Origin of the sequence: Pseudooctadecabacter jejudonensis (assembly GCF_900172275.1) — a bacterium.
GTDB lineage: Bacteria > Pseudomonadota > Alphaproteobacteria > Rhodobacterales > Rhodobacteraceae > Octadecabacter > Octadecabacter jejudonensis.
The window spans coordinates 459,830-484,297 of record NZ_FWFT01000003.1; the positions used below are offsets into that span (position 1 = coordinate 459,830).

Here is a 24,468-nt window from a genome sequence, read left to right on the forward strand (position 1 = left end):
AGAGGGCTCAGGCTGCCCGCAACACCCCCACCAATTCGCACCGTGTCGCCATCCTTTTAAAGATGCCGCATGCCTTGCAGTTCAAGACGCTCTTGTTGGTCTCATTCGTGTATGAATGGCAACGGTACAGGCGCGACCCGCGTCTTACTCATAAAGCCGAAGTCGCCATTTTAGGCCTGAACCGGACGTCCGCCTCAATTGCTGTGCAGGAAATGCAGGACATCGCCGTCTTTGACGACATAGCCCTTGCCCTCAGCCCGCATTTTGCCCGCTTCCTTAGCGGCCTGCTCCCCGCCCAACGACACGTAATCGTCGTAGGCTATTGTCTCGGCGCGGATAAAACCTTTTTCGAAATCACCATGGATGACGCCCGCGGCCTGCGGGGCCAAGGTGCCTTCTTTAATGGTCCATGCACGGGCCTCCTTTGGGCCGCAGGTGAAATAGGTTTCCAGATGCAGCAGCTCGTAGCCTGCCTTGATCAAACGGTCGAGGCCCGCTTCCGCCAAACCCATTTCTTCCAGGAACATGACCGCTTCGTCGTCGTCCAACTGGCTGATCTCTTCTTCGATCTGTGCGGAGATGATGACGTGTGAGTTCCCTTGCGCGGCGGCCATGGCAGCGACGGCGGCGGAGTGCTGGTTGCCCTCGGACGCCTCTGCCTCACCCACATTGCAGACATACAAAACCGGCTTGGTCGTCAGAAGCTGCAACATCTTCCACGCCTTGACGTCATCATCGTCAACCTCAACCGTGCGGGCCGGCTGGCCGTTTTCCAGCGCCTCTTTCGCGGTTTCCAGAAGGCGCTGTTGCTGAACGGCGTCCTTGTCACCCCCACGCACCTTGCGAATGATGTTTTGCAGACGCTTTTCGATGCTTTCCAAATCGGCCAGCATCAGCTCGGTCTCAATCGTTTCAGCATCCGCCACAGGATCGACACGGCCATCTACGTGGGTCACGTCGCCGTCCTCAAAACACCGCAACACATGGGCGATGGCATCCGTTTCGCGAATATTCGCGAGGAACTGGTTGCCCAGCCCCTCCCCCTTGCTGGCGCCCTTCACCAGACCGGCAATATCCACAAATGTCATACGTGTGGGGATCACGGATTTGGAATTCGCGATACCCGCCAAGGTGTCCAAACGTGCGTCCGGCACCGCGACCTCACCCACATTGGGCTCAATCGTACAAAACGGAAAGTTCGCAGCCTGCGCCGCCGCTGTCCGTGTCAATGCGTTGAAAAGAGTGGACTTTCCGACATTCGGAAGGCCAACGATACCCATTTTGAAACCCATCTGACATGCTCTCCGTGTTGTGCTCGCCGCGCTTCTACTGGCCAAGGCCCAAACCCGCAAGCGTCCCAACAAAATAAGGCCCCCAAGAACGGGCATTGATTTTCCCGCGGGCCTGCGTCACACCGCGTAAGGCTTGAAAAAGGAACCGTTCACATGACTCGCATCGACGCCAAATTCGCAGACCTCGCCGCAAAGGGTCAAAAGGCCTTCGTGGCTTATGTCATGGCGGGCGATCCGAACTACGACACCTCTTTGCAAATCGTCAAAGGCCTGCCCGACGCGGGCGTCGACATCATCGAACTCGGCCTGCCGTTTACTGACCCCATGGCCGACGGATCGACGATCCAACTGGCGGGCCAGCGTGCGCTTGAAGGGGGCATGACCCTCGATCAAACCCTGCAAATCGCCCGTGAATTGCGCAAAGAGGACGACACAACCCCGATTGTGATGATGGGCTACTACAACCCGATCTACTCCCGCGGCGTCGACACCTTTCTGGCACAGGCAAAAGAGGCCGGCATCGACGGTCTGATCATCGTTGACCTGCCGCCTGAGGAAGACGACGAACTTTGCATTCCCGCCCAAAACGCAGGCCTGAACTTCATCCGCCTCGCCACCCCCACGACGGATGAAAAACGTCTGCCAAAGGTGCTGCAGAATACATCAGGTTTTGTCTACTACGTCTCCGTCACCGGCACGACAGGCGCTGCCGCCGCGCAGGCCGCCGATGTCGCACCCGAAGTGGCCCGCATCAAAGCCTCAACCGATCTGCCGGTCATCGTGGGCTTTGGCGTGCGCGATCCACAAACGGCCGAAGACATCGCAGGCGTGGCCGATGGCACCGTCGTGGGCTCCGCCATTGTGGAAAAAATCGGTAAGGGTGAGGCAGTGGCCGATGTTCTGGCGTTTGTGAAAACCCTGGCCGATGGGGCGCACCGCGCCTGATCCGGGCGCGCAAACTCTTGTAAAAAGAGTTTGTTGTCATTTTCTGATCCAGAAAATGTCCTCCGCAACCTTGCGCCGTTTTTCCTAAATTGGTAAGTCATTCATACCAATTCAACGAAAAGGTCGCGCCATGTCAGTCATCACAACCATCGACGACTTGAAAAAGCTGCACAAACGGCGCACGCCCAAGATGTTCTATGATTACTGCGAAAGCGGGTCATGGACCGAACAAACCTTTCGCGACAACGAAAGCGATTTTGACAAAATCCGCCTGCGTCAACGCATCGCCGTGGACATGACCAACCGCACCACGGCCAGCACGCTCATCGGTGAAGACGTCGCCATGCCGCTTGCCTTGGCCCCTGTCGGCCTCACCGGCATGCAGCGCGCCGATGGTGAGATTAAGGCCGCCCGTGCCGCTGAAAAATTCGGCGTCCCCTTTACCCTCTCGACGATGTCCATCTGTTCGATTGAGGACGTGGCCGAACACACCACCAAACCCTTCTGGTTCCAGCTTTATGTGATGCGCGACGAAGACTATGTCGACAACATCATCGAACGGGCCAAACGCGCGGGCTGCTCGGCGCTGGTGCTGACCCTCGATCTGCAAATTCTGGGCCAACGCCACAAAGACCTCAAGAACGGCCTGACCGCGCCGCCCAAAATGACGCCCCCCGTCATCGCGGACCTCGCCACAAAGTGGCGTTGGGGGATTGAGATGTTGCAGACCAAACGGCGCACGTTCCGCAACATCGTGGGCCACGCCAAAGGCGTTGAAAACATGAACTCGCTCAGTTCATGGACGGCCGAACAATTCGATCCGGCGCTGGATTGGGACACCGTTCGCAAGCTGAAAGAAAAGTGGGGCGGCAAGCTGATCCTCAAGGGCATCTTGGACGTCGAAGACGCCAAAATGGCCGCTGAAATCGGTGCAGATGCCATCATTGTCAGCAACCATGGGGGCCGGCAGCTGGACGGCGCGCTGTCCTCCATCCGCATGCTGCCCTCGATCGTTGAAGCCGTCGGCGACCGTGTCGAGGTTCACCTCGACAGCGGCATCCGGTCCGGTCAGGACATGCTCAAAGCGCTGGCGATGGGGGCAAAGGGCGTCATGATCGGGCGCGCCTATATTCACGGGTTGGGCGCCATGGGCGAGGCCGGCGTGACCAAAGCGCTTGAAGTTATTCACAAAGAACTCGACATCACCATGGCTCTGTGTGGGCGGCGTGATGTGAACACCCTTGATCGTGACGTGCTTTTGGTCCCCGAAGACTTTGAAGGCCGCTGGGTCTAGCCCTATCAAACCCCTGCATAAAAGGGGTTTTCAAACGTCCGAACCTGTCGTATCTGCACGGCTTCACTGGGGCCCGCCCGAATCTGCGCAGGTCCTGACATGGCAAAGTGGGTCGCCACCAGACTATGGGCGACGCGCGAATTGAAAGGACGACAGATATGGCTGGCCAAGTTCCAGATTTCCACGCAACCCTCCGCGAAAACACAGGCAAGGGCGCTGCCCGTCAAGCCCGCCGCGACGGCCTCGTTCCCGGCGTTGTGTACGGTGGCGACGCTGATCCCATTGCGATCAACGTGCCCTTCAACGTGCTGTTCAAAATGTTGAAAGCTGGCCGCTTCCTCAGCACGCTGTTCAACCTCAAAGTCGAAGGTCAGGAAGATGTTCGCGTGATCTGCCGTAACGTGCAGCGCGACGTGGTCAAAGACCTGCCCACACACATCGACCTGCTGCGTTTGAAGCGGACATCGAAAATCAACCTTTTCATCGGGGTCGAATTCGAAAATGAAGACGCGGCACCAGGCCTGAAAAAAGGCGGCATCCTCACCGTGGTACGTCCCGAGGTTGAGCTGGTCGTAACCGCCGGCGACATCCCAGAAAACATCACCGTTGATCTGACAGGGCTGGAGATCGGCGACACGATCACCATCAACTCCGTTGATCTGCCAAAGGGCACAAAGCCCACGATCGATCGTGACTTCGTGATCGCGAACATTCAGGCCCCATCGAGCTTGGCTGCCGAAGATGATGGCGATGATGCCGACGAAGGCGCTGGCACAGCGGATGAAGAGGGCGGCGAAGAGTAATTTCCGCCCCTTTTAAGACTTTAAAGGCGCGCCATCCGGTGCGCCTTTTTTGTTGGCAGAATCCATCGTCCTAAATGCAATGATCACAAGACGGCAGATGGAGGTAAAGCCGAGGCGATCTGGTCCCGGCCCGCTCGGCTTGCCGGTTCAACGACACCTCCTTCGATTGCGATCAATTGAAATTCACAATCCCATTCGGCCCAGCACGCTTTAGGCAGATTTCAGCTTCGCCAGTACGTCATCTGACAATTCGGGGCGACCTAGAAAATACCCCTGCCCCATTTCCACACCAATGGATCGGAGCGTTTCAAGCTCGGCCGCTGTTTCAATCCCTTCAGCGACCACATTCGCATGGGTGTCAGCGGCAAATTGAACCATCGCAGACGCAAGGGACCGACGCGCCACATCCTTATCCACGTCTTGGGTCAGCGACATATCAAGCTTTATGACATCCGGTCGTAGACGAATGATCTGTTGCAGGCCGGAATACCCCGCGCCCGCATCGTCGACCGCAATCCGGACCTTCATGTCCCGCAATCGGTCAATTTCCATCAAGAGGACATCAAGGTTCTCAATGGCTGCATGCTCCGTAATCTCGATGACCACGCGATGCCCGTGAACCCGTGGGATCAAATCAGCGATTTCGCCTGATCCGAGGGTCGCCGCTGAGGTGTTGATTGACAAATACTGGTCGTCTGAAATTTCATCAAGAAGGGCCACCGCCTGACGGATGACCTTAAGCTCCAGCGGGATTTGTAGGCCCACGTCACTCGCATCCTGAAACCAGATGTTTGGGGGCCGATACGGGAGGGGCGAAAACCGACACAAAGCCTCATAACCTGCCACCACCTGATCATTGAGACGCTGTATCGGCTGCAAAGCAATCTCAAACGACCCGGTTTCAAGAACATTCAAGATCGCGTCTTTTTTGTCTCCTGATTGTTTGTCCCGATCCAGTCGCGCGTTCACTTCGTCCCCCGCCAAAGCGGCAAACGCCTTAACCACCTCAAGATCGCGGGCGTTCAGAGATTTACGGGGTTGCCGTCCCACCGCGCAAAACATGCCATACACAGATTTATCCGTCCGCCAAATTGGCACACTGACATGGGCACGAACAGGGATCCTGCTGGTGATGGGGATTTGCGAGCAAAATTCAATCGCTTCGGTATCAGGGATCAGTTCCGGCAACCGGCCTTCAAGAATGTGCAGACAATAGACATCATCCAAGTCCAATATATCGCCAACCGCCGCCAGATGTTCGAACCCTGGTGCATCCACCGCGACCAATTCCATCTGATCACCCTTGATCTCAGACAAAAAGGCGATGTCCATGTTCAAATGATTGCGCAAGAACGCCAGGGTGTTCGCAATGACGTCCCCCGCTTCGGGGACAAGTCGCGGCATCAGGGCAATTGCAGCAGGGGCAACCGCAGTCATCGAATCCAACTCCATTCCATTGAGGATGTTATCGCCCATGAACATCAACATCCCGTTACCAAATCAGATTGCATTCTTATTAATTTTCGCGGGGTTTTGATGGGTAGGCGGACGGGCCCGCACACGGTATAGACGCGGCATGAAACTCTTTGTCGGCCTCGGAAATCCTGGCGCGAAATACGCGCACAACCGTCACAACATCGGCTTTATGGCGCTGGATCGCATCGCGGATGACCATGGCTTCGCCCCTTGGCGCGCAAAATTTCAGGGTCAGCTGACCGAAGGAAAGCTCGGGTCTGAAAAGGTGATCATGCTCAAACCCACGACGTTCATGAATCTTTCGGGCCAGTCCGTTGGGGAAGCGATGCGCTTCTTCAAACTCGACAGCACCGACATCACTGTTTTTCATGATGAAATTGACCTCGCCCCCGCCAAGGTGCGCGTCAAATCAGGGGGGGGGCATGCGGGCCACAATGGGTTGCGGTCGATTCACCAACATATCGGCCCCCACTATGACCGTGTGCGTATGGGCGTGGGCCACCCGGGCCATAAGGACCGCGTGCCGTCTTACGTGTTGGCCGATTTTGCCAAGGCCGAACAGGAATGGCTGGATGATGTGCTGCGCGGCACGTCAGACGGTGCGGTGAAACTGGCCGCTGACGACGGGCCCGGCTTTCTCAATGCCATCGCCCTGCGCGTCTCTCCCCCAAGATCAAGCACAACGACACCGAAGGCGCAGCCCGAAAAACCCATCAAAACACCCGTGGCTGAGGATGCACCCGATACCCGCACGGCACTCCAAAAGCTTGCCGAAAAATTCCGCTAAACCCCGGACTTGCGGCCCATCACGACCCCGTGCCACCCTTGCCGCCAAGGGGGCATCACATGACACGATTTTTCAAATGGACCGGCCTTGGTCTAATGGCTGTGATCATCATCACAGTGGCCCTTGGCCTATGGCACCGTGATCGCGTCATGCGGCTTTTGGCGGTCAATTCTCTGTTTGCCGAAGACCGCATCGTCGGCAACTTCATCGCCATGGACACGATGTTCAACACGGCCCCCCTGCCCGTCGATCCCGACCGCACAAACCGGTTGGGGCGCGGGGCGGACATGGACATGCCGCCCGGGTTTGCTCGTTGGCTCAACGACCGATCCGTCACAGGCATCATCGTCGCCCAAAACGGCGTCATCCGCCACGAAAGCTATCCGCTGACCGCCGAAGAGGAATCCAACCCCGCCCAATCGCGCCGGATCAGCTGGTCCGTCGCCAAAAGCTATCTGTCGACCCTGTTGGGCATCCTGCACGAAGACGGCACACTCCCCGATCTGGACGCCCCCGTCACTCAATACGTGCCCGCCCTTGTGGGCAGCGCCTACGATGGGGCCACCATCCGAAACGTGCTGCAGATGTCGTCCGGCGTCACCTTTGATGAGGATTATCTGGACTTCTGGTCAGACATCAATCGCATGGGCCGCGTGCTGGCCTTTGGTCAGTCCATGGACGAGTTCGCAGCAAACCTGACAGAGACCTTCATCGAACCAGGGGCGGAGTGGCAATATGTATCCATCGACACCCATGTCATCGGCATGGTCATCCGTGGGGCCACGGGGCGCACCATCCCCGACCTGTTGACGGAAAAAATCCTGACTCCGCTGGGCACGATGCAGCCACCTTATTATTCGGCCGATGGCGATGGCGTTGCCTTCGTGTTGGGCGGGCTGAACCTCACGACACATGACTACGCACTCTTCGGGCACATGATTGCATCTGGCGGGATCGCCTTCGGCACCCGCATCGTCTCTGAGGATTGGATTGAAGAGGCCACAGCCCCCTCCGCCCCGACAGACCCGCGCAATTACGGCTACGGCTATCAATGGTGGGTGCCGGTCGGTGCGACGAAAGGTCAATTTCTGGCACGTGGCGTTTATGGGCAATACATCTACATTGATCGTCGACGGGGCGTTGTCATTGCCGTCAACGCCGCCGATCGCAAATTTCGCCAACCGGGCGTCGGGCAAAGCAATGTCGATATGTTCCGGCGCATCGCAGAAAGGTTAGACTGATGGACATGGACCCGTCCCTGAATGTGTTGGGTGAGGCTTTGGCGCCGTGCTCGACCGATCCGCTGACCGGTTTTTTCCGAAACGGGGCCTGCGACACCTGCGCCCAAGACCGAGGCAGCCACACGGTCTGCGCCGTGTTGACAGCTGAATTTCTCGCCTACTCGAAATACGTGGGCAATGACCTCAGCACCCCGCGTCCTGAATTCAACTTTCCGGGCTTGAACCCCGGCGACAGCTGGTGCCTGTGCGCCTCTCGGTTTCTGCAAGCCCACGACGAAGGCTGCGCGCCACAGGTCAACATGGCTGCAACCCACCAAAAGGCGTTGGACATTGTGCCGATGGACATACTGCAACAACACAGCAGCGATCCCGCCGAATGAAACGCCCGTGGGGTCAAATCGCACGGTATCTGGTGCTGTGCTTCTGCCTGTCCTTCGGGCCAATCAGCACCGCACACGCGCAGACCGACGCTTTGTTTGAGGCGGCCAAAACACGTCTGCTTGCCGTGACCCGCGCCCCAGACTTAATGGCCCAATGCCCCGCTGACATCTACCGGACCGATCAGTCCCTATGGGCGCGTCTGGTTGGCCGCACGTCGTACCAAAACCGATCGACCTGTCGCGCTGATTTTGAAAACTGCGTCACCGCTTGCGTGGACAATGCCGACGCCCGCGCCTGCCTGCATGTGGCTGTCCTCTTGGAACAAGCTGATCTGGACGACGTCCGCCTTGCTGCGCGTTACGGGCACGCCATCGCCTGCGCCGGCGGTCAACCGTCGGGCTGCACGAACCGCGGGGGCGGCATCCGCAATGTCCCTCTGCAAGGTGATGTTGTGTCCCTCACGCCATGGGACGACAAGGTCGACTGCCTGTTTGAAACATTCAACATCGCCTGCAAAAGCAGCGATCCATGGGGCTGTGCAATGTTGGGCCAAGCCTATCAATACGGCGAAGGCGTGGCCCAGAATTCCGGTCGCGCAATTGAACTTTACGCCCAAACCTGCCTTCTCAGCACCTCGCCCACGGCATCTGCCTGCGCCTTCGCCAACCGCCAGTTGGACGCCTTGGCGAACTAGACGTTACTCGACGTTGCGCCCTTCAGGCCCCGTCATATCGAACCCAAGGTGACGGGCGACGGTGAAGATATCCTTATCCCCACGGCCACACATATTCATGCAGATGATGTGATCGGCGGGCAGCTCCGGTGCGATTTTCATCACGTGGGCGAGGGCGTGGCTGGGTTCCAACGCCGGAATGATGCCTTCCGTGGTGCAGCACAACTGAAACGCCTCAAGCGCTTCTTTGTCGGTGATGCTGACGTATTGCGCACGACCAATATCATTGAGCCAGCTGTGTTCCGGCCCGATGCCCGGATAATCCAGACCCGCCGAAATCGAATACCCTTCCAGGATCTGCCCATCGTCGTCTTGCAACAGATACGTCCGGTTGCCGTGCAGCACCCCAGGGCGCCCGCCGGTCAGGGATGCACAATGTTCCATCTTGGCGTTCACGCCCTTGCCGCCGGCCTCAACGCCGATGATGTTCACCTCTTTGTCGTCGAGGAACGGGAAAAACAGCCCCATGGCGTTCGACCCGCCGCCAATTGCCGCGATGATCGTATCCGGCAAGCGACCTTCGGCGGCCTGCATCTGCTCTTTCGCTTCCTTACCGATGATGGCCTGAAAATCGCGCACCATCGCAGGATAAGGATGCGGACCGGCGACCGTGCCGATACAGTAGAATGTATCGCGCACATTCGTCACCCAATCGCGCAATGCGTCATTCATGGCGTCTTTCAACGTCCCACGGCCGGATGTCACAGGGATGACTTCGGCGCCCAGCAGCTTCATGCGGAAGACGTTCGGGGCCTGACGTTCCACATCATGCGCGCCCATATAAACAACGCACTTCAACCCGAACTTGGCACAAACCGTCGCCGTCGCCACCCCGTGCTGACCCGCGCCCGTCTCTGCAATGATCCGCGTCTTGCCCATGCGGCGCGCCAAAATAATCTGGCCCAACACATTGTTGATCTTATGCGCGCCGGTGTGGTTCAGCTCATCCCGTTTGAGGTAGATTTTCGCCCCGCCCAAATGCTCTGTCAGACGTTCCGCGAAATACAACGGCGACGGGCGACCCACATAATGGGTCCACAAATCATGCATCTCAGCCCAGAAGGCGTCATCCGTCTTGGCATGCTCATACTGCTCCTCCAGCTCAAGGATCAGCGGCATTAAAGTTTCGGACACGAACCGTCCGCCAAAGTCGCCAAACCGGCCCTTTTCGTCCGGACCCGTCATAAAGGAATTGATAAGATCTTCAGGCATCATCTGTCTCCCGTGCACGCTTGGAACGGTCTAGCCTGCACGACGTGAAGCGTAAAGCGAAACACTGCCGCAGGGGGCCCAGACTTTCCTCGAAAGTCTGCAGTCAAATCCTCGAAGAGGATTTGCCACCGCCCACTGTCCGGCAGACCGGCTCCTGGTTGCAGAAGATCACAACCTGACCCACGTTCTCGACAGCGGTAAACCCGCGCCGCGCGATTTCATTTTCGAACAGATCACGGCCAACCATGCGCTCCATATCGCGCACCTTGCGACGGACCACGCCGCCGTCTTTCGCAGCTTTCGCATCAAACAAATGTCGGAACCATTGGGCGGGGGTGTCAGGCAACTGGGTCATGGCTGACTCTAACCGACCCGTGGTTAACCAATCCTTGCCACGGCCGCGCCGAAGTCTGCCATCTTGGCCGCGTCCTTGACGCCTGGCGCACGTTCCAACGCTGATGACAAATCCACCTGCCGCGCGCCGGTCAGTCGCACCGCCTCACCCACATTTTCGGGTGTCAGCCCACCGGCCAACATCCAAGGCTTGGTCCAGTACTTGCGATCCGCCAACAAACGCCAATCAAACGTCAACCCATTGCCCCCCGGCAATTCCCCATCCTTGGGCGGCTTTGCATCAATCAAAAGCTGATCGGCGACGGCAGAATAGACGTCAATCTTGGCCAGATCCTCCGGCCCCGCCACACCAATGGCCTTCATCACCGGCAACCCGAAGCGCGCACGCACCTCGGCCACGCGCTCGGGGCTTTCGCCCCCGTGCAACTGGATCATGTCAATCGCGACGTGATCCAACAAATCATCTAGGAACGCATCGTCCGGGTTCACCACCAATGCCACCTTCATGATCCCCACGGGCACCTCAAGCGCCAGCGCCGCAGCCTCAGCAATCGACACATTGCGCGGTGACTTGGGAAAGAACACAAAACCGACGTAAACGGCCCCAGCCGCCGCAGCGGCCGCAATATCCGCGACCGTACGCAGACCGCACATTTTGACAGACACATGAGATGACATTGCGGCGCGACGCGGGCTTAGCTGGCTTTGTCCAACAAGGCGACGACGTCGTCCTTGCCTTCGTGCTGCTTGTCCTTCAACGCGTCTACTTCACGTTTCAACGCGTCCACCTCACGGGCCTTCGCCCGCGCATCCGCGCGCATGTTGTGCTCCCGCACCCATTCCCACAGGAAACCGATCAACAAACCGATGCCGACGCCGATAAACAGCGCCATAAACAGCGGCATCTGAATGTCAGGCGACACACCCAACGGCGTGGCCAAAACCTCGGGCATGGCGCGCAAAGTGACGATATCGCGGTTGGCCATGCCCACCACGATCAAACACAGGGCCACAACGCCCCAGAAGGTGTATTTGATATATTTCATAGCGCCTTCCTACTTCCCGTTCAGCCGGTCCCGCAAGAGCTTACCCGTCTTAAAGAACGGCACATGTTTCTCATCCACTTGAACGGCTTCCCCCGTCCGTGGGTTCCGCCCCAAACGGGCGTCACGCTTTTTCACTGAAAAGGCGCCGAACCCGCGCAATTCAACGCGGTCGCCTTGTGCCATGGCGTCGATGATACGGTCGAAAATGGTATTCACAATTCGTTCAACGTCTCGCTGGTAAAGATGCGGGTTTTCTTCGGCAATCTTCTCGATCAACTCGGAACGGATCATGTCTTTTCCTTCTGGCAGTCTCGTGCAGGGCCGCAGAAAGGCCACGCTGCTGAGGACTATAAGACGGTTTTCATCATCAAGAAAGAACGCAGCACGGGGAATTCGCCGCGATATCAAGCGTTTTGCGCCGATTTGCCCCCACCGTCCACGATTAGCACAGGGCAAGACCGCAAATTGGAAACCTCCGCCCCACGTCGTCAAGGGGGCCGATTCGCACATGTGACCCGAAAAAAGCCCCGCCTGTTCACACAGACGGGGCCTTTAAATGTCATGGCCCGAAGGCCGAAGGAACGATTACTCGTCGCCCTTGTTCAGGGCTGCACCAAGGATATCACCCAAGGACGCACCAGAATCAGAGGAGCCGAACTGTTCAACAGCCTCTTTCTCTTCTGCAATCTCACGGGCCTTGATGGACAGGCCAAGACGACGTGTCTTGCTGTCGATGTTGGTCACACGCACGTCGACCTTGTCACCGACCTGGAAACGCTCTGGGCGCTGCTCGGCACGGTCACGGGACAGATCAGAACGACGGATGAAGGATTTCGCACCTTCATAGTCGACCTCAATGCCGCCATCCTCGATCGAGGTGACCTCGACAGTGATGATGGAACCGCGCTTGACGTCGCCTGTGGCATCCGCAAACGGATCACCGTCCATGGCTTTGATCGACAGCGAAATACGCTCTTTCTCGACGTCCACTTCGGTGACTTTGGCCTGAACCATGTCGCCCTTGCGGTAATCGCCGATCACGTCTTCGCCACGGCCTTCCCATGTCAGGTCGGACAGGTGAACCATGCCGTCGATGTCGCCTTCGAGGCCAACAAACAGACCGAATTCGGTGATGTTCTTGACTTCGCCTTCGACTTCCGTGCCCTCGGGGTGTGTTTCTGCAAACACTTCCCATGGGTTGCGCATCGTCTGCTTGAGGCCGAGGGACACGCGGCGCTTGGCCTCGTCGATCTCCAGCACCATGACTTCCACTTCCTGAGAGGTGGAGACGATTTTGCCGGGGTGCACGTTCTTCTTGGTCCAAGACATCTCGGACACGTGAACCAGACCTTCAACGCCAGCTTCCAGCTCAACAAACGCACCGTAATCGGTGATGTTCGTCACGCGGCCCGTGTGGACAGAATCCAGCGGGTACTTGGCGGCCACGGCATCCCATGGGTCTGCCTGCAACTGCTTCATGCCAAGGCTGATGCGGTGTGTGTCTTTGTTGATCTTGATGACCTGCACCTTGATCGTCTCCCCGATGGAGAGGATCTCGGACGGGTGGTTGACCCGACGCCATGCCATGTCGGTGACGTGCAACAGGCCGTCTACGCCGCCAAGGTCAACGAAGGCACCGTATTCGGTGATGTTCTTGACCACGCCGTCGACTTCCTGACCTTCGGTGAGGTTGCCGATGACTTCAGCGCGCTGTTCGGCACGTGATTCTTCGAGGATCGCACGACGGGACACAACGATGTTGCCACGGCGACGGTCCATTTTCAGGATCTGGAACGGCTGCTTGAGACCCATCAGAGGGCCCGCATCGCGCACGGGGCGCACATCCACCTGAGAGCCGGGCAGGAACGCAACAGCGCCGCCCAGATCGACAGTGAAACCGCCTTTGACGCGACCGAAGATGGCGCCTTCGACGCGCTCTTCGTCTGCATATGCTTTTTCCAGACGATCCCATGCTTCCTCACGGCGCGCCATCTCGCGGGAGATGACAGCTTCGCCACGGGCGTTCTCAGAGGCGCGAAGGAACACTTCAACTTCGTCGCCAACAGCAATTTCAGGGGCTTCGCCAGGGTTTGCGAATTCTTTGACGTCAACGCGGCCTTCCATTTTGTAGCCGACGTCGATGATGGCCTGGCCATTTTCGACTGCGATGACTTTACCTTTGACAACGCTGCCTTCAGACGGCGTGTCGATCTCGAAGCTTTCTTGTAGGAGGGCTTCGAATTCCTCCATAGATGCGTTAGCCAATCTAACTGTTTCCTTTTCAAGCCGGCATTCACCGGCGGGGTTTTAACGGGCCGTGCGGTTGTGTCCGCCGGTCTTTGGATAATCGCCCACCTTCGGTGTGACGGGGGCAGTTGGTGTCAGGGCCCTGAATTCTTAACAAGGAACAACAAACAGGGCCGGAAACTCCGACCCTGCCCGTTGTGTGCTCTCACGGCCCATCAACGACCGCGCGTATAGGCCGATGTGCACAGCTATGCAAGGGGTGCGGAGTGCTCACCTAGGGCATCTTGCGGTGACAAAACAGCCGATGCGATTTTTCTGTGTGCAGGCACCGGCTGATCCAGCACCTGAAACAGCGGGGCCTTGCTGTCATTGATCCGCCGCAACAGTCCAGTGGCCAGGTTCGCGCCCGCATGCCAAGCATCTTCGGAATAGACAAAAATGGCGTCGTCAAACTCATATCCGCTTTCTGGACTATCCTTTGTTGCCAGATGGATATTGCGCCCCGTAAATACGCCCCCTTTTTGCAAGGTCCGCAATACAAAGTAGCAAATCCGCCCCGATGGCAGCACCAGCCCATCAGGACAGGCCCCCGCCACACACAACTCAGTAAGGGCCGCCGCAATCGCCCCAAGCCCGTTTTCGAAAGACACGCCCTGAATGGACGAAAACGCAATCCCTCTCTCGCGCGCTGCGTCCAAACCGCCCCGCATCAATTCCACTGCGTAAAACTGATCCATTGGCGGCGCCAGCAACTTAATGTCGCGACACCCCGCATCCGCAAGATCACACACCGCCCGCCGCGCATATTCATAGTTGTCGAAGTCTACAAAATCGTGCTGCGGCGCATAATCCGAACGTCCGTGGGCAATGAAGGGAAACCCTCTTTCCATCATGAAATGCACACGTTCATCTTCCGGCCGAACCCTGTTCAAGATAACGCCGTCCGCCAACCTGTTGTCGACGATTTCGCGCACAAGGGACTTTTGTTCGTCTTCGGAACTCGTGGGGTAAATGGTCAACCGATGGTCCGTCCCCTTAAGTGAAGACGCGATACTATTGATCATTTCACCCAGCATGGCTTCTGACGACAACTCGGATGGGAACACGAAGGCAATCAACCCCGTCCTCCCGGTCCGCAGCTTTACCCCTGCCTGATTGGGAATGTAGCCGACGCGGGCCGCGCTTTCGTGGACCATCTGGATGGTCTTTTCGCTAAACTTCTTATCGCCACGCAAAATACGGGACACAGCAGCTGTCGAAAGCTGCGTTTCCGCCGCAATGGTTTTCAAAGTCGGCCTACGCCCACCTGCGCTCATCCATGTACGTCCTTCATCGAAGCCCCACATGAAGCGAGGCAGACTTCCCCAAAACACAGCGGCTTGGCAAGGCCGCCGAGACACAATTCAATGCCTGTCGTCGCCCCTTCTGGTCACCGGCAACAGCACTGGAGCCGGCAAAAGGAAACACGCTTCAATTTTCTAAAACTACCACAGCACTATAAGTCATTCAATCGTTTAAATAATTGGTTAAATCGATTAACTTTTTTTTGTTAAACGATTAACTAATTGTTGACGACAAAGGTTAACTTCGGCACATCCGGCATATGAAGACACTGGGCCGCAACTGATTCCGCCCAGAAAACTGCTGAAAGTGAGGCGTTATGACGACGATCGACGACACCGCTGACACAACCCCATCGAACAAGGGTGCGATCCCGTTTTTGATTCACACCAGCGCTTGGGCCGGCGCCGGATATGAGGTGCCACAGTGTGACGGAACACACTTTATAAATCTCGCAACATTCCAGACCTCAGACCTGCACGGCCTCGATGCCAGGCAGATCTTTATCGCGTCTGACTTTGAAAAACCCGACATTGTGTCCGTCGTCGAAAAGCTGTCTGCAATCGATTACGACGGTGAAATCATCGTTGTGTGCAAAGCAACGTCCACGGCCTCTTCCATGCAAAGCTTGCTGCGGACTGCGTTTGCGCAGCAGAACATCGAGATCCTCGAGGTCTCAACCCATAATGCGCCGCCTCCGGACCGACTGAAAGCGTATGAAGCCAAGACCGCACCGCGGATGGGGTCAAACAAACCAAACCTGACCCTTTATGATATCGTCGAAACGTTGCAAGACTGTGCGGCGGCGGTGGAACGTGTGGCCTACAGACTGGCCACGATCAGGGAAACGCACGTCGTCTCAAACCTGATTTCCTTTGCCGCCCAGACATCAAAGACGGCGGCCGAGGTGATTGAAGACCACAAATAGGGCTGCTTTTCAGTCCGACGTTGGGTCCTGCCCGATCATCAACCTCTCGACCCCGTTGATTTCGGGCATGGACCGTCCCGCGATGCCTTGCACATCACCGTACATGCCGACTGTCGATCCAATCACCAGATCGATCTGTTTTGCACGAAGCGCCCATTGCTTTTCCATGAACACACGTTCCTTGCGCAGGTTGTCCTGCATGTCTTCGAACCGCTCCACAATCGCATCAACCCGTTGCTTGAATTGAACGCCGGTCAGATAGTCATAGATCATTTCCATCTTGGTTTCCTGCCCCATCGCGCGTCCCTTGGCCGACGCAACGTCGATCAGGCCCTGCCGCAAAGACGATGCCAAAGGCACCGCATAGCGCGGCGCACAGACCCATATGCCATCGACCAATCCGAAACTGTCGATCCCGTCGGGCAACGCCGCCGTCACCAAAACCGCAACCTCACAGCCCGCGCTGCGTTGATCATCGCGCAGCTTGGGCAGCCATCCTGCGGTGAAATTCTTGGTGCGTTTGCTTTCCCACAAAATCGCGCCCACCGCACCGGACGGCCCCATCACATCCTGCCGCACGTCGGCCCCGCTTTGCCCCTTTCCAACGGGCGAAAACCCATCCATGCCAAAGGCCTGCGCGAGCGTGTCTTCCAACACCATCTCTGCGGCCTCGCCTTGGGTCTGCATGGATCCTTGCGTCGCGCGCTGTTGCAAATCCTCAATCCGTTTCGTCAACGCATCGATTTTCTGGGCCTGCTCGGCCTCCTTCAACGATGCCTTCTCCTGCGCCTCACGCGCCAACCTCTCCTCAAGCGCAGGGCGTTCCGCAGCAAGCATCTTCTGCAACGTCAGCTCCATCTCCGCTTCTTTGTCTTTTAGCTCCTGCTCCCGTTTCATCGCCGCCGCCTGTGCGGCCTGCGCCGCGCGCAGCTTGACGTCCTGTTCTTTCACACGGTCGGCCAAGGCCCGCGCCTCATCCGCCGCCTCCGCCTGTGCTGCAGCCTTTGCGCGCGCCTCAGCCTCGGCCATCCCTTTGGCCATCTCTGCCTTCTGGCGTTCCAACTGCGCCTGGAACGCCGCCCGTTGATCTGCCATCAACGGTCCGGCCAACTGCTCGGTCAATTCAATGTCGGACGAACAGGTCGGACAGGTGATCTTCAGGTCGGACATGAACCAAACTCCCTTGGCAACAGACGTCCCAGTCTATCGCGCACCCCGCGAAGAACAAGCCATGAACACATAGGATCGTACGTCATGTCCACCGCAGTCAAACGCGGCCCGATGTCCAGCACGCGGTTGGTCATGCCATGGCCGCTTGGGTGGGGCCACTGCGCCCCCTAGTCCCGCACGGGAACCTCCACTGGCCCGCCCTTGGCTTGCCAATCCCCGAACCCGTCCTTCAGATGCGACGCCTCAAATCCCATGTCCTGCAACACAGCGACCGTCAGCGCCGACCGCCAGCCGGACGCGCAATGAAACACGTACCGTTTGTCCTGCCCGAACACCTCCTTGAAATAGGGGCTGTCCGGATCGACCCAAAATTCCACCATCCCGCGCGGGGCATGAACGCTGCCGGGAATATGCCCACGCTGGCGTTCGCGAATATCGCGGATGTCGACGATGACCGTGTCAGGGTCATCCACCCGCGCGATCAGATCCGCCGTTTCGATTTCTTCAATTCGCGCGCGGGCGGCGGCCACCATCTGGGCCGCGGTCTGTTTCAACTTCTTCATGGCGGCAACGATGCGCCTATGGCCCCACGCGGTCAAGATTGCGCATCTGGCCGTTCCGGCTATGGTGCGCCGATGATCCGTTTGTTGCCTCTTTTCGCGCTTTTGCCCCACGCGGCCCACGCCGACTGGGCCCCGCGCCCCGCGATGTTTGACTATTCCTCAGCCTTCGCCGTCTGCACTGCGCAGCCGGACGCCCGCGATCTGGCCACGGCCTGCGCCGACACGCTTGAGGCGGCCTACATCCTCAAACGCGCCGTGGCCCAAGCCGCCTTTGTCTGCGCAGACACCCCCCTGTCCGGCTGTCCCGTCCCGCTTGAGGACGAGGGCCTGCCCGCCATCGCCGCCCGCATCGCAGGCGATATCGGCTGCGACAGCACCCCGATTGAGACCCTGCCCACAGATACAGCCCTGCCCCGCGATCACTGCGTGGCCTTGACCGCTGACATTATGTTCGACGAAGGTGTCGTTCCGCTGTTCACCGACCTCAGCTGTGATGGCCTGCCCAGCGAATGCGATGATCTGGCCGACATTCACGCAGCCCTTTGGGTGCAAGCCGTCGATGCCCTGACCCACGATGACCCCACCATCACTGACCTTCAGGCCCGTAACCTGAACACCTGCACCACCCAAGACGACGCCCGCGCCTGCATCGCAGCCCGCGCCGCCGAACTCTGGGTCGATCTGGTCGGCCAAGACCCTCTCTAGCCAGCGCCGCAAACCCGTGGCACAACGCCCCCTCAACAGACGACAAGAGGTGGCACATGGGTGAGTTGTTTTTGGTCCGGCACGGGCAGGCCAATTCCGGTGCCACGTCCGAGGAAGAATACGACCGCCTGTCAGACCTCGGCCATGCGCAAGCGAAACTTTTGGGCCAATGGATGCAGGCCCATGAACGCCCCTTCGATCAGGTCCTGTCGGGCACCATGCGCCGCCACCGTGAAACCGCGCAAGGCATGGGCTACACCCCTGACGCCCACGATGCGCGCCTCAATGAAATGGAATACTTCGCCCTGGCCCGCGATATGGCTGCCGTGCACGGGCTAACGCCGCCGCAAACCTCCGATGATTTCTTCACCCATATGCCCCAAACGCTGACCGCATGGGAACAGGCCACCATCAACGGCGCCGAACCCTTCGCCACGTTCGAATCCCGGATCTGGGCCGCCCTGGCCGAGGCGACCAAGCCCGGAAAACGCGTCCTTTGCGTCACATCAGGTGGGGTGATCGCGATGGTGATGCGCGGGGCCTTAGGCCTGAACACAACGCAGATGGCGCACGTTTTGCTGCCGGTCTTCAACTCGTCCCTGCACAAATTCCGCATTCGCGATCAGGGCACGTTTCTGACGGCATTTAATGCAATCCCGCATCTGGATGCCCCCGATCTGGCCGACCACAGGACCCATTTCTAGGCGGACACGCCGGAGGCGCACGACCAAGGCCCGTGGGCTACGATAGACGGGATCGGGTGTCATATATCCTGCCCCCGACCGATCAGATCCTCAAACAGCTCTTGATAGATTTGCGCAGAATCGCCTTGGCCAAACACATTGGCCCCACCGGAATAAAGCGTCCCATAGGTGCGCGCCAAATTCACCGTCTGCGCCAGACCCGATATAAACTGCTCACGCTCCAACGCGGCAAGCGGATGGATGAACACACCCCAAACGCGCCCCTGCGCCACCGCATACCGCGCGTCCAACGCCGTGTCGAAATTGGCCTGCATCATGCGGTTCATTTCCTCAGGCGTCACATCCTCCACCGCCGCAATGGGCACCATTGCCCGCATCCGGTCCGCGCCGGGGGCAAAAACGACCAACACGGGGATGTCTTCCAACGTCAGCTCAATCCCCGCTGGCGTGGGCTGCGCGCTGGGGTCCAGATCTACAATAATCGAAATCAGACGGTCCGCCGTCATCGCCTCCTCTTGGGCGAAGACCGGCGTCGCCCCCATCAGGGCAATGCTAAGGAGAAGGGATCGGAACATAACGCGGCACCTTTCGCTGGGGTACACCGACCCTAGCGAAGCGCGCGTTCACCTACAAACCACCGCTTCGTGAGGATTCGATCGCTTTTATTGCAGCCGCAACCGCATCATCGATCGACATCTCAGACGTATCCAGCAGCACCGCATCGCCTGCGGCCACCATCGGCGCCTCCGTCCGGCCCGCATCCCGCGCATCGCGCGCTTTGACGTCGGCCAACACCTGATCAAACGTATCCGCCTGCCCGCGCGCCTGCAGTTCCTTGAACCGCCGTTCCGCCCGTGTCTCAGCACTGGCGGTCACAAACAACTTGGCGTCCGCGTCGGGGCAAATCACCGTGCCAATGTCGCGCCCGTCCAGCACAGCCCCCCCATCGCGGGCGGCAAAACTGCGCTGAAACGCCACCAAAGCGCCCCGCACCTCACCAATCACTGCGACCTTGCTGGCCATCTGTGCCACGGCAGAGGTGCGCAAATCATCCGCCTCAAGATCGCGCGGCGTCAACGTGCGCGCGGCCTGCAACGGGTCCATCCCATGGATCACCTTGGCGCCCACCGCACGGTACAAAAGCCCCGTATCCAAATGCGCGAACCCGAAATGCGACGCCACCGCCTTTGAAATCGTGCCCTTGCCCGCGGCCGCAGGCCCGTCGATTGCCACTGTAAAGCTCACGCGGTTCTCCTCAGATGCACAATCAAAACCAACAAACACAGATAAAGCGCCGAAAATTTCGCCATGGTCAGATGATGCGCGGCGTCCACCAGACGCGCGTCCAATAGGCTTTGGCTGACAAAACGGTAGATGGCCGCGTTCTCACTCAGGTCAACCGCCGCATAAACCACCGCCAGAAACGCCACAGCCCAACGCATCCATCCCCCGCGCCAACCCATGGCAATCACCCACGCCGCAAGCGACGCAATGAAAACACGGTCCCACGTCATCAGAACCGCACCGTAGGTCTGGCGCGCCTCATCGCTCAGCATCATGACGAAGGGCGTGATTGAGGCCACATCATAGCCCCGCAAATGAAAATCCGGCGGCCACAGCCCGCCCGCCCCGGGCAAAACGGTGAAATACAGCATCGCGCCCATGACAAGATAGGTGGTCAAGGCCACCATACCCGCCACACGGCGCAGCCACACCATCAGCGGTTCGCCCGCAAGATGGCCGCCCCAAGCCCTGTCATCAAAGGCTCAAAAATCGGGAAAGACGTAGTAATCGGCCCGCCGTCATCCACCGTCATCGGGGCCTCGGTCGCAAGGCCCATCACCATAAACGACATGGCAATCCGGTGGTCCAGACGGCTCTCGACAGTGACCCCGCCCGGAACATGGCCAAAGCCGCGCCCCGTAACAATCCACCAATCCTCGCCCTCATCGACCTCAACACCGGCAGCCCGCAGCCCCTGAGCCATGGCATCAATACGGTCGCTCTCCTTCACACGCAGCTCTTTGACCCCGCGCATCACCGTCTGCCCTTCGGCAAAGGCCGCGACCACCGACAGCACAGGATATTCGTCAATCATCGACGCCGCGCGGGCGGGCGGAACCTCAATCCCCTTCATGTCAGGGGAATACCGCGCGCGCAGATCTGCGACAGGCTCGCCCCCCTCCTCGCGCATGTTCTCAAACGTCAGATCCGCGCCCATCTCCTGCAGGGTGTAAAACAACCCAGCCCGTGTGGGATTCAGCCCGATATTGGGCACCAAAACGTCTGACCCTTCGGACAAAAGCGCCGCACAAACCGGAAAGGCCGCCGAAGACGGATCACGCGGCACCGCAATGGTCTGCGGCTGCAACTCAGGCTGGCCGGTCAGGGTAATAACACGCCCCTCATCGGTTTCCTCAACCGTCAATTCAGCACCGAAACCAACAAGCATCCGCTCCGTGTGGTCCCGCGTGGCCTCTTGTTCAATCACAACCGTCTGTCCGGGCGCATTCAGCCCCGCCAAAAGCACCGCAGATTTCACCTGCGCAGACGGCACGGGCACGACATAACGGACAGGCACCGGCGCCGCCGCACCCACCAAGGTCATGGGCAACCGCCCGCCCGTGCGGCCGACACTCTGCGTGCCAAACAAGGCCAGTGGGTCCGTCACACGCCCCATCGGGCGGCTGTTCAACGATGCATCGCCCGTGAACGTCACAGTCATATCGCTTGTCGCCACAGCCCCCATAATCAGGCGCACACCGGTGCCCGAATTGCCGCAATCAATCACCTGATCGGGCTCGGAAAACCCACCAACACCGACACCATGGACCGACCACTCACCGCCGCCATGGTTGATCACCTCGGCCCCAAAGGCCTCCATCGCGCGACCCGTATCCAAAACATCGTCGCCCTCCAGCAATCCCGAAATCCGCGTCTCACCGACAGCCATCGCGCCAAGGATCAAAGACCGATGTGAAATAGACTTATCCCCAGGCACCAGCGCCTCGCCCTTCAAAGGGCCTCCCTTGCGGGATGTCATGGGAATTGGGTCACCGTGGCTGGACATAGGGCGTATCCTTTTATCGTCTGCCGCCTGATACGCCGCAGCAGCTCAAAGGTCCACGCCCCCCCCGTTTCTTTGGGTCAAAAATACCTATCCCAAGGGTCTAAAATTCCGGAATTTTAGACCCGCCCGCCTCAAATCTTGCGAAACGTCAGATAATGCGGCGTCCGGCCTTCGCGCAGCGCCTTTTGTTCGTAACGGGTCGACATCCAATCCCCCCACGGGGTGCGCCAATCCTCCGCACGCTCTGCCAACCACTCAAACCCCTGGCGCGGAACCTCTTCGAGGGTCTGACGCACATAGTCGGGAATGTCTGTGGCGACCCGAAATTCAGCGCCCGGCTTGAGCACCCGCATCAGCGGCTCCAGATGTTCCGCCGTCACAAACCGCCTGCGATGGTGACGCGCCTTGGGCCACGGATCAGGATACAACAAAAACGCTTTTGAGATCGAGGCATCGGGCAACACATCAAACATATCGCGCACATCGCCGGGATGGATCGCCAGATTCTCGACCCCCGCCTGCCGGACCTTGCCCAGCAGCATGGCCACCCCATTGATGTAGGGTTCACACCCAATGATACCCACGCCCGGGTTCCGTGCCGCCTGGTGCACCAGATGCTCACCCCCGCCAAACCCGATCTCAAGCCAGACATCCTTGCCACCAAACAGCGCCGCCAAATCCAAAGGCGTCCGCTCCGGGTTGTCCTCCCAGGACACGGGCCCAGGCGACAACGCCTCTAAATCCTCCGCCAGATATCCCTCTTGGGATTTCTTCAGGTGCTTGCCCTTCAGGCGGCCATAAAAATTGCGGTGGGGTCGGGTGGGATGTGTCATGGCGTCCCCTTACCCGCTGGGTCGCCGCATCTCAAGTCCGCGCAAAGCGGGCAGCAGGTCAGTCCGGTGCGTCAGCACCGGACCCCCCTCTTCGTAAAAGTCTTAGACAGACTTTTTCAATGCCTCGACAAGGTCCGTGCGTTCCCACGAAAACCCGCCATCCGCCTCAGGCGCACGGCCAAAATGGCCATAGGCGGCCGTGCGCTGATAGATCGGCTTGTTCATGCCCAGCGCCGTGCGGATCCCGCGCGGTGTCAAATCCATCACCTGTGGAATCGCGGCCTCAATGGCGGAGGCCTCGACCTCACCGGTGCCATGCGTATCGACATAAATCGACAAAGGTGCGGCCACACCAATCGCATAGCTCAACTGCACGGTGCATTTGTCGGCCATGCCCGCCGCAACAATGTTTTTGGCCAGATAGCGTGATGCATAGGCCGCCGAGCGGTCCACCTTGGTCGGGTCTTTGCCCGAAAACGCACCGCCGCCATGGGGCGCAGCCCCCCCATAGGTGTCCACGATAATCTTGCGCCCCGTGAGCCCCGCGTCCCCGTCAGGGCCACCAATCACAAACTTTCCGGTCGGGTTCACGTGCCAAGCGGTGGCGTCGGAAATCCAACCCTCTGGCAACACCTCGCGAATGTAAGGCTCCACCACAGCGCGCACATCGGCACTGGTCATCGCCTCATCCATATGCTGTGTCGACAGCACGATCGACGACACGCCCACAGGCTTGCCGCCCTCATAGACCACCGACAACTGCGATTTCGCATCAGGGCCCAACGTGGGCTCGGTCCCGTCTTTGCGGACCTCAGCCAAGCGGCGCAAAATCGCGTGGCTGAACTGGATCGGGGCTGGCATCAGCGCCTCGGTCTCGTTCGTCGCATAGCCGAACATGATCCCTTGGTCGCCCGCGCCTTCATCGCCGCGCTCTCCGGTTACGCCTTGGGCGATATGGGCCGATTGTTCGTGCAACAGGTTCGTGACCTCGACCGTTTCCCAATGGAACTTGTCCTGCTCGTATCCGATGTCGCGGATGCACTCGCGCGCGATCTGATCCACATTGCCCATGTATTCGGCCAGCTTGTCCTGATCGGTCAGGCCGACCTCGCCACCGATCACCACGCGGTTCGTGGTCGCAAAGGTTTCGCACGCCACACGGGCCATTGGATCTTCGGCCAGAAAGGCATCCAATATCGCGTCTGAGATCCGGTCGCAGACCTTATCAGGGTGCCCCTCAGACACAGATTCCGAGGTGAAAGTATAGTTTTGACGTGCCATGAAATGCTCCGTTAGGTTTGCCGATCCACGTCAGGAAGCCGTTGTGGTCGGAATGAGATAGC

Annotated in this window: 27 protein-coding genes and 1 riboswitch; of the genes, 10 read left to right on the top strand and 17 right to left on the bottom strand. The window is 58.8% G+C overall.

Annotated elements, in window-relative coordinates:
• Nucleotides 1-194: 194 nt before the first annotated feature.
• Complete coding sequence (gene ychF / locus PSJ8397_RS11355; protein WP_085864711.1) at nt 195-1,292, bottom strand: redox-regulated ATPase YchF; 1,098 nt, start codon at nt 1,290-1,292, stop codon at nt 195-197.
• Nucleotides 1,293-1,445: 153 nt separating this feature from the next.
• On the opposite strand from ychF, the gene trpA reads away from it, so the two are divergent.
• The 3 genes from trpA to PSJ8397_RS11370 all read left to right on the top strand — a co-directional run bounded on the left by trpA (nt 1,446) and on the right by PSJ8397_RS11370 (nt 4,334).
• Nucleotides 1,446-2,237 (top strand): tryptophan synthase subunit alpha, encoded by a 792-nt coding sequence (trpA, locus tag PSJ8397_RS11360; protein ID WP_085864712.1) that lies wholly within the window; start codon nt 1,446-1,448, stop codon nt 2,235-2,237.
• Nucleotides 2,238-2,367: 130 nt separating this feature from the next.
• Nucleotides 2,368-3,531, top strand: a complete 1,164-nt coding sequence (locus PSJ8397_RS11365; RefSeq protein WP_085864713.1) for an alpha-hydroxy acid oxidase — start codon at nt 2,368-2,370, stop codon at nt 3,529-3,531.
• A 158-nt stretch (nt 3,532-3,689) separates the two neighbouring features.
• The gene (locus PSJ8397_RS11370) at nt 3,690-4,334 is read left to right on the top strand and encodes a 50S ribosomal protein L25/general stress protein Ctc (RefSeq protein ID WP_085864714.1); all 645 of its coding nucleotides are present in this window, start codon (nt 3,690-3,692) and stop codon (nt 4,332-4,334) included.
• A gap of 210 nt (nt 4,335-4,544) precedes the next feature.
• Here PSJ8397_RS11370 and PSJ8397_RS11375 read toward each other — a convergent pair whose 3' ends face one another.
• Nucleotides 4,545-5,810 carry a sensor domain-containing phosphodiesterase gene (locus PSJ8397_RS11375; protein ID WP_235000702.1) on the bottom strand — a complete coding sequence of 422 codons (1,266 nt, stop codon included), beginning with the start codon at nt 5,808-5,810 and terminating at the stop codon, nt 4,545-4,547.
• A gap of 100 nt (nt 5,811-5,910) precedes the next feature.
• On the opposite strand from PSJ8397_RS11375, the gene pth reads away from it, so the two are divergent.
• The 4 genes from pth to PSJ8397_RS11395 are packed head-to-tail and all read left to right on the top strand — an operon-like array spanning nt 5,911 to nt 8,913.
• Nucleotides 5,911-6,597: an aminoacyl-tRNA hydrolase gene (pth, locus tag PSJ8397_RS11380; RefSeq protein WP_085864715.1), complete on the top strand. Its 687-nt coding sequence runs from the start codon at nt 5,911-5,913 to the stop codon at nt 6,595-6,597.
• Between the two features lie 59 nt (nt 6,598-6,656).
• Nucleotides 6,657-7,838 (top strand): serine hydrolase domain-containing protein, encoded by a 1,182-nt coding sequence (locus PSJ8397_RS11385; protein WP_085864716.1) that lies wholly within the window; start codon nt 6,657-6,659, stop codon nt 7,836-7,838.
• Nucleotides 7,838-8,218, top strand: coding sequence for a DUF2237 family protein (locus tag PSJ8397_RS11390; protein ID WP_085864717.1), 381 nt, complete (start codon nt 7,838-7,840; stop codon nt 8,216-8,218). Before PSJ8397_RS11385 ends, PSJ8397_RS11390 begins: the two co-directional genes overlap by 1 nt.
• A complete protein-coding gene (locus PSJ8397_RS11395) occupies nt 8,215-8,913 on the top strand; it encodes an SEL1-like repeat protein (RefSeq protein WP_085864718.1) in 699 nt (232 codons plus the stop codon). Before PSJ8397_RS11390 ends, PSJ8397_RS11395 begins: the two co-directional genes overlap by 4 nt.
• A 3-nt stretch (nt 8,914-8,916) precedes the next feature.
• Here PSJ8397_RS11395 and trpB read toward each other — a convergent pair whose 3' ends face one another.
• The 7 genes from trpB to PSJ8397_RS11430 all read right to left on the bottom strand — a co-directional run bounded on the left by trpB (nt 8,917) and on the right by PSJ8397_RS11430 (nt 15,127).
• Nucleotides 8,917-10,164 (bottom strand): tryptophan synthase subunit beta, encoded by a 1,248-nt coding sequence (trpB, locus tag PSJ8397_RS11400; protein WP_085864892.1) that lies wholly within the window; start codon nt 10,162-10,164, stop codon nt 8,917-8,919.
• A 103-nt stretch (nt 10,165-10,267) separates the two neighbouring features.
• The gene (locus PSJ8397_RS11405) at nt 10,268-10,519 is read right to left on the bottom strand and encodes an N-(5'-phosphoribosyl)anthranilate isomerase (protein WP_085864719.1); all 252 of its coding nucleotides are present in this window, start codon (nt 10,517-10,519) and stop codon (nt 10,268-10,270) included.
• Between the two features lie 23 nt (nt 10,520-10,542).
• Nucleotides 10,543-11,196, bottom strand: coding sequence for a phosphoribosylanthranilate isomerase (locus PSJ8397_RS11410; protein ID WP_085864720.1), 654 nt, complete (start codon nt 11,194-11,196; stop codon nt 10,543-10,545).
• Between the two features lie 17 nt (nt 11,197-11,213).
• Nucleotides 11,214-11,564 carry a LapA family protein gene (locus PSJ8397_RS11415; protein WP_085864721.1) on the bottom strand — a complete coding sequence of 117 codons (351 nt, stop codon included), beginning with the start codon at nt 11,562-11,564 and terminating at the stop codon, nt 11,214-11,216.
• 9 nt (nt 11,565-11,573) lie between these two features.
• Nucleotides 11,574-11,855, bottom strand: a complete 282-nt coding sequence (gene ihfB, locus PSJ8397_RS11420; RefSeq protein WP_085864722.1) for an integration host factor subunit beta — start codon at nt 11,853-11,855, stop codon at nt 11,574-11,576.
• A gap of 294 nt (nt 11,856-12,149) precedes the next feature.
• Nucleotides 12,150-13,814 carry a 30S ribosomal protein S1 gene (gene rpsA, locus PSJ8397_RS11425; protein ID WP_085864723.1) on the bottom strand — a complete coding sequence of 555 codons (1,665 nt, stop codon included), beginning with the start codon at nt 13,812-13,814 and terminating at the stop codon, nt 12,150-12,152.
• Between the two features lie 245 nt (nt 13,815-14,059).
• Nucleotides 14,060-15,127 carry a LacI family DNA-binding transcriptional regulator gene (locus tag PSJ8397_RS11430; protein ID WP_159453135.1) on the bottom strand — a complete coding sequence of 356 codons (1,068 nt, stop codon included), beginning with the start codon at nt 15,125-15,127 and terminating at the stop codon, nt 14,060-14,062.
• A 344-nt stretch (nt 15,128-15,471) separates the two neighbouring features.
• On the opposite strand from PSJ8397_RS11430, the gene PSJ8397_RS11435 reads away from it, so the two are divergent.
• Nucleotides 15,472-16,080, top strand: coding sequence for a hypothetical protein (locus PSJ8397_RS11435; RefSeq protein WP_085864725.1), 609 nt, complete (start codon nt 15,472-15,474; stop codon nt 16,078-16,080).
• Nucleotides 16,081-16,089: 9 nt separating this feature from the next.
• Here the strand turns inward: PSJ8397_RS11435 and PSJ8397_RS11440 are convergent, their stop codons facing one another.
• Both PSJ8397_RS11440 and PSJ8397_RS11445 read right to left on the bottom strand, forming a co-directional pair.
• On the bottom strand, nt 16,090-17,250 hold the full coding sequence (locus PSJ8397_RS11440) for a DUF2130 domain-containing protein (protein WP_085864726.1): 1,161 nt from the start codon (nt 17,248-17,250) through the stop codon (nt 16,090-16,092).
• Nucleotides 17,251-17,417: 167 nt separating this feature from the next.
• Nucleotides 17,418-17,813, bottom strand: coding sequence for a rhodanese-like domain-containing protein (locus tag PSJ8397_RS11445; RefSeq protein ID WP_085864727.1), 396 nt, complete (start codon nt 17,811-17,813; stop codon nt 17,418-17,420).
• A gap of 72 nt (nt 17,814-17,885) precedes the next feature.
• On the opposite strand from PSJ8397_RS11445, the gene PSJ8397_RS11450 reads away from it, so the two are divergent.
• Together PSJ8397_RS11450 and PSJ8397_RS11455 are read left to right on the top strand one after the other, a co-directional pair.
• Entirely contained in the window at nt 17,886-18,518 is a 633-nt protein-coding gene (locus PSJ8397_RS11450) for a hypothetical protein (protein WP_143515446.1), read from the top strand.
• A gap of 56 nt (nt 18,519-18,574) precedes the next feature.
• Nucleotides 18,575-19,222 (top strand): histidine phosphatase family protein, encoded by a 648-nt coding sequence (locus PSJ8397_RS11455; RefSeq protein WP_085864729.1) that lies wholly within the window; start codon nt 18,575-18,577, stop codon nt 19,220-19,222.
• 59 nt (nt 19,223-19,281) lie between these two features.
• On the opposite strand, the gene PSJ8397_RS11460 is transcribed toward PSJ8397_RS11455, so the two are convergent.
• The 6 genes from PSJ8397_RS11460 to metK all read right to left on the bottom strand — a co-directional run bounded on the left by PSJ8397_RS11460 (nt 19,282) and on the right by metK (nt 24,406).
• Nucleotides 19,282-19,797 (bottom strand): polysaccharide deacetylase family protein, encoded by a 516-nt coding sequence (locus PSJ8397_RS11460; RefSeq protein ID WP_085864730.1) that lies wholly within the window; start codon nt 19,795-19,797, stop codon nt 19,282-19,284.
• 52 nt (nt 19,798-19,849) lie between these two features.
• Nucleotides 19,850-20,467 carry a (d)CMP kinase gene (locus PSJ8397_RS11465; RefSeq protein WP_085864731.1) on the bottom strand — a complete coding sequence of 206 codons (618 nt, stop codon included), beginning with the start codon at nt 20,465-20,467 and terminating at the stop codon, nt 19,850-19,852.
• Nucleotides 20,464-20,940: a hypothetical protein gene (locus PSJ8397_RS11470; RefSeq protein WP_235000704.1), complete on the bottom strand. Its 477-nt coding sequence runs from the start codon at nt 20,938-20,940 to the stop codon at nt 20,464-20,466. Before PSJ8397_RS11470 ends, PSJ8397_RS11465 begins: the two co-directional genes overlap by 4 nt.
• Complete coding sequence (aroA, locus tag PSJ8397_RS11475) at nt 20,940-22,292, bottom strand: 3-phosphoshikimate 1-carboxyvinyltransferase (RefSeq protein WP_085864733.1); 1,353 nt, start codon at nt 22,290-22,292, stop codon at nt 20,940-20,942. Before aroA ends, PSJ8397_RS11470 begins: the two co-directional genes overlap by 1 nt.
• 131 nt (nt 22,293-22,423) lie before the next feature.
• Nucleotides 22,424-23,125: a tRNA (guanine(46)-N(7))-methyltransferase TrmB gene (trmB, locus tag PSJ8397_RS11480; RefSeq protein WP_085864734.1), complete on the bottom strand. Its 702-nt coding sequence runs from the start codon at nt 23,123-23,125 to the stop codon at nt 22,424-22,426.
• Between the two features lie 102 nt (nt 23,126-23,227).
• Entirely contained in the window at nt 23,228-24,406 is a 1,179-nt protein-coding gene (gene metK, locus PSJ8397_RS11485) for a methionine adenosyltransferase (protein ID WP_085864735.1), read from the bottom strand.
• 4 nt (nt 24,407-24,410) lie between these two features.
• Nucleotides 24,411-24,459, bottom strand: a riboswitch (SAM-SAH riboswitch).
• Between the last annotated feature and the right edge of the window lie 9 nt (nt 24,460-24,468).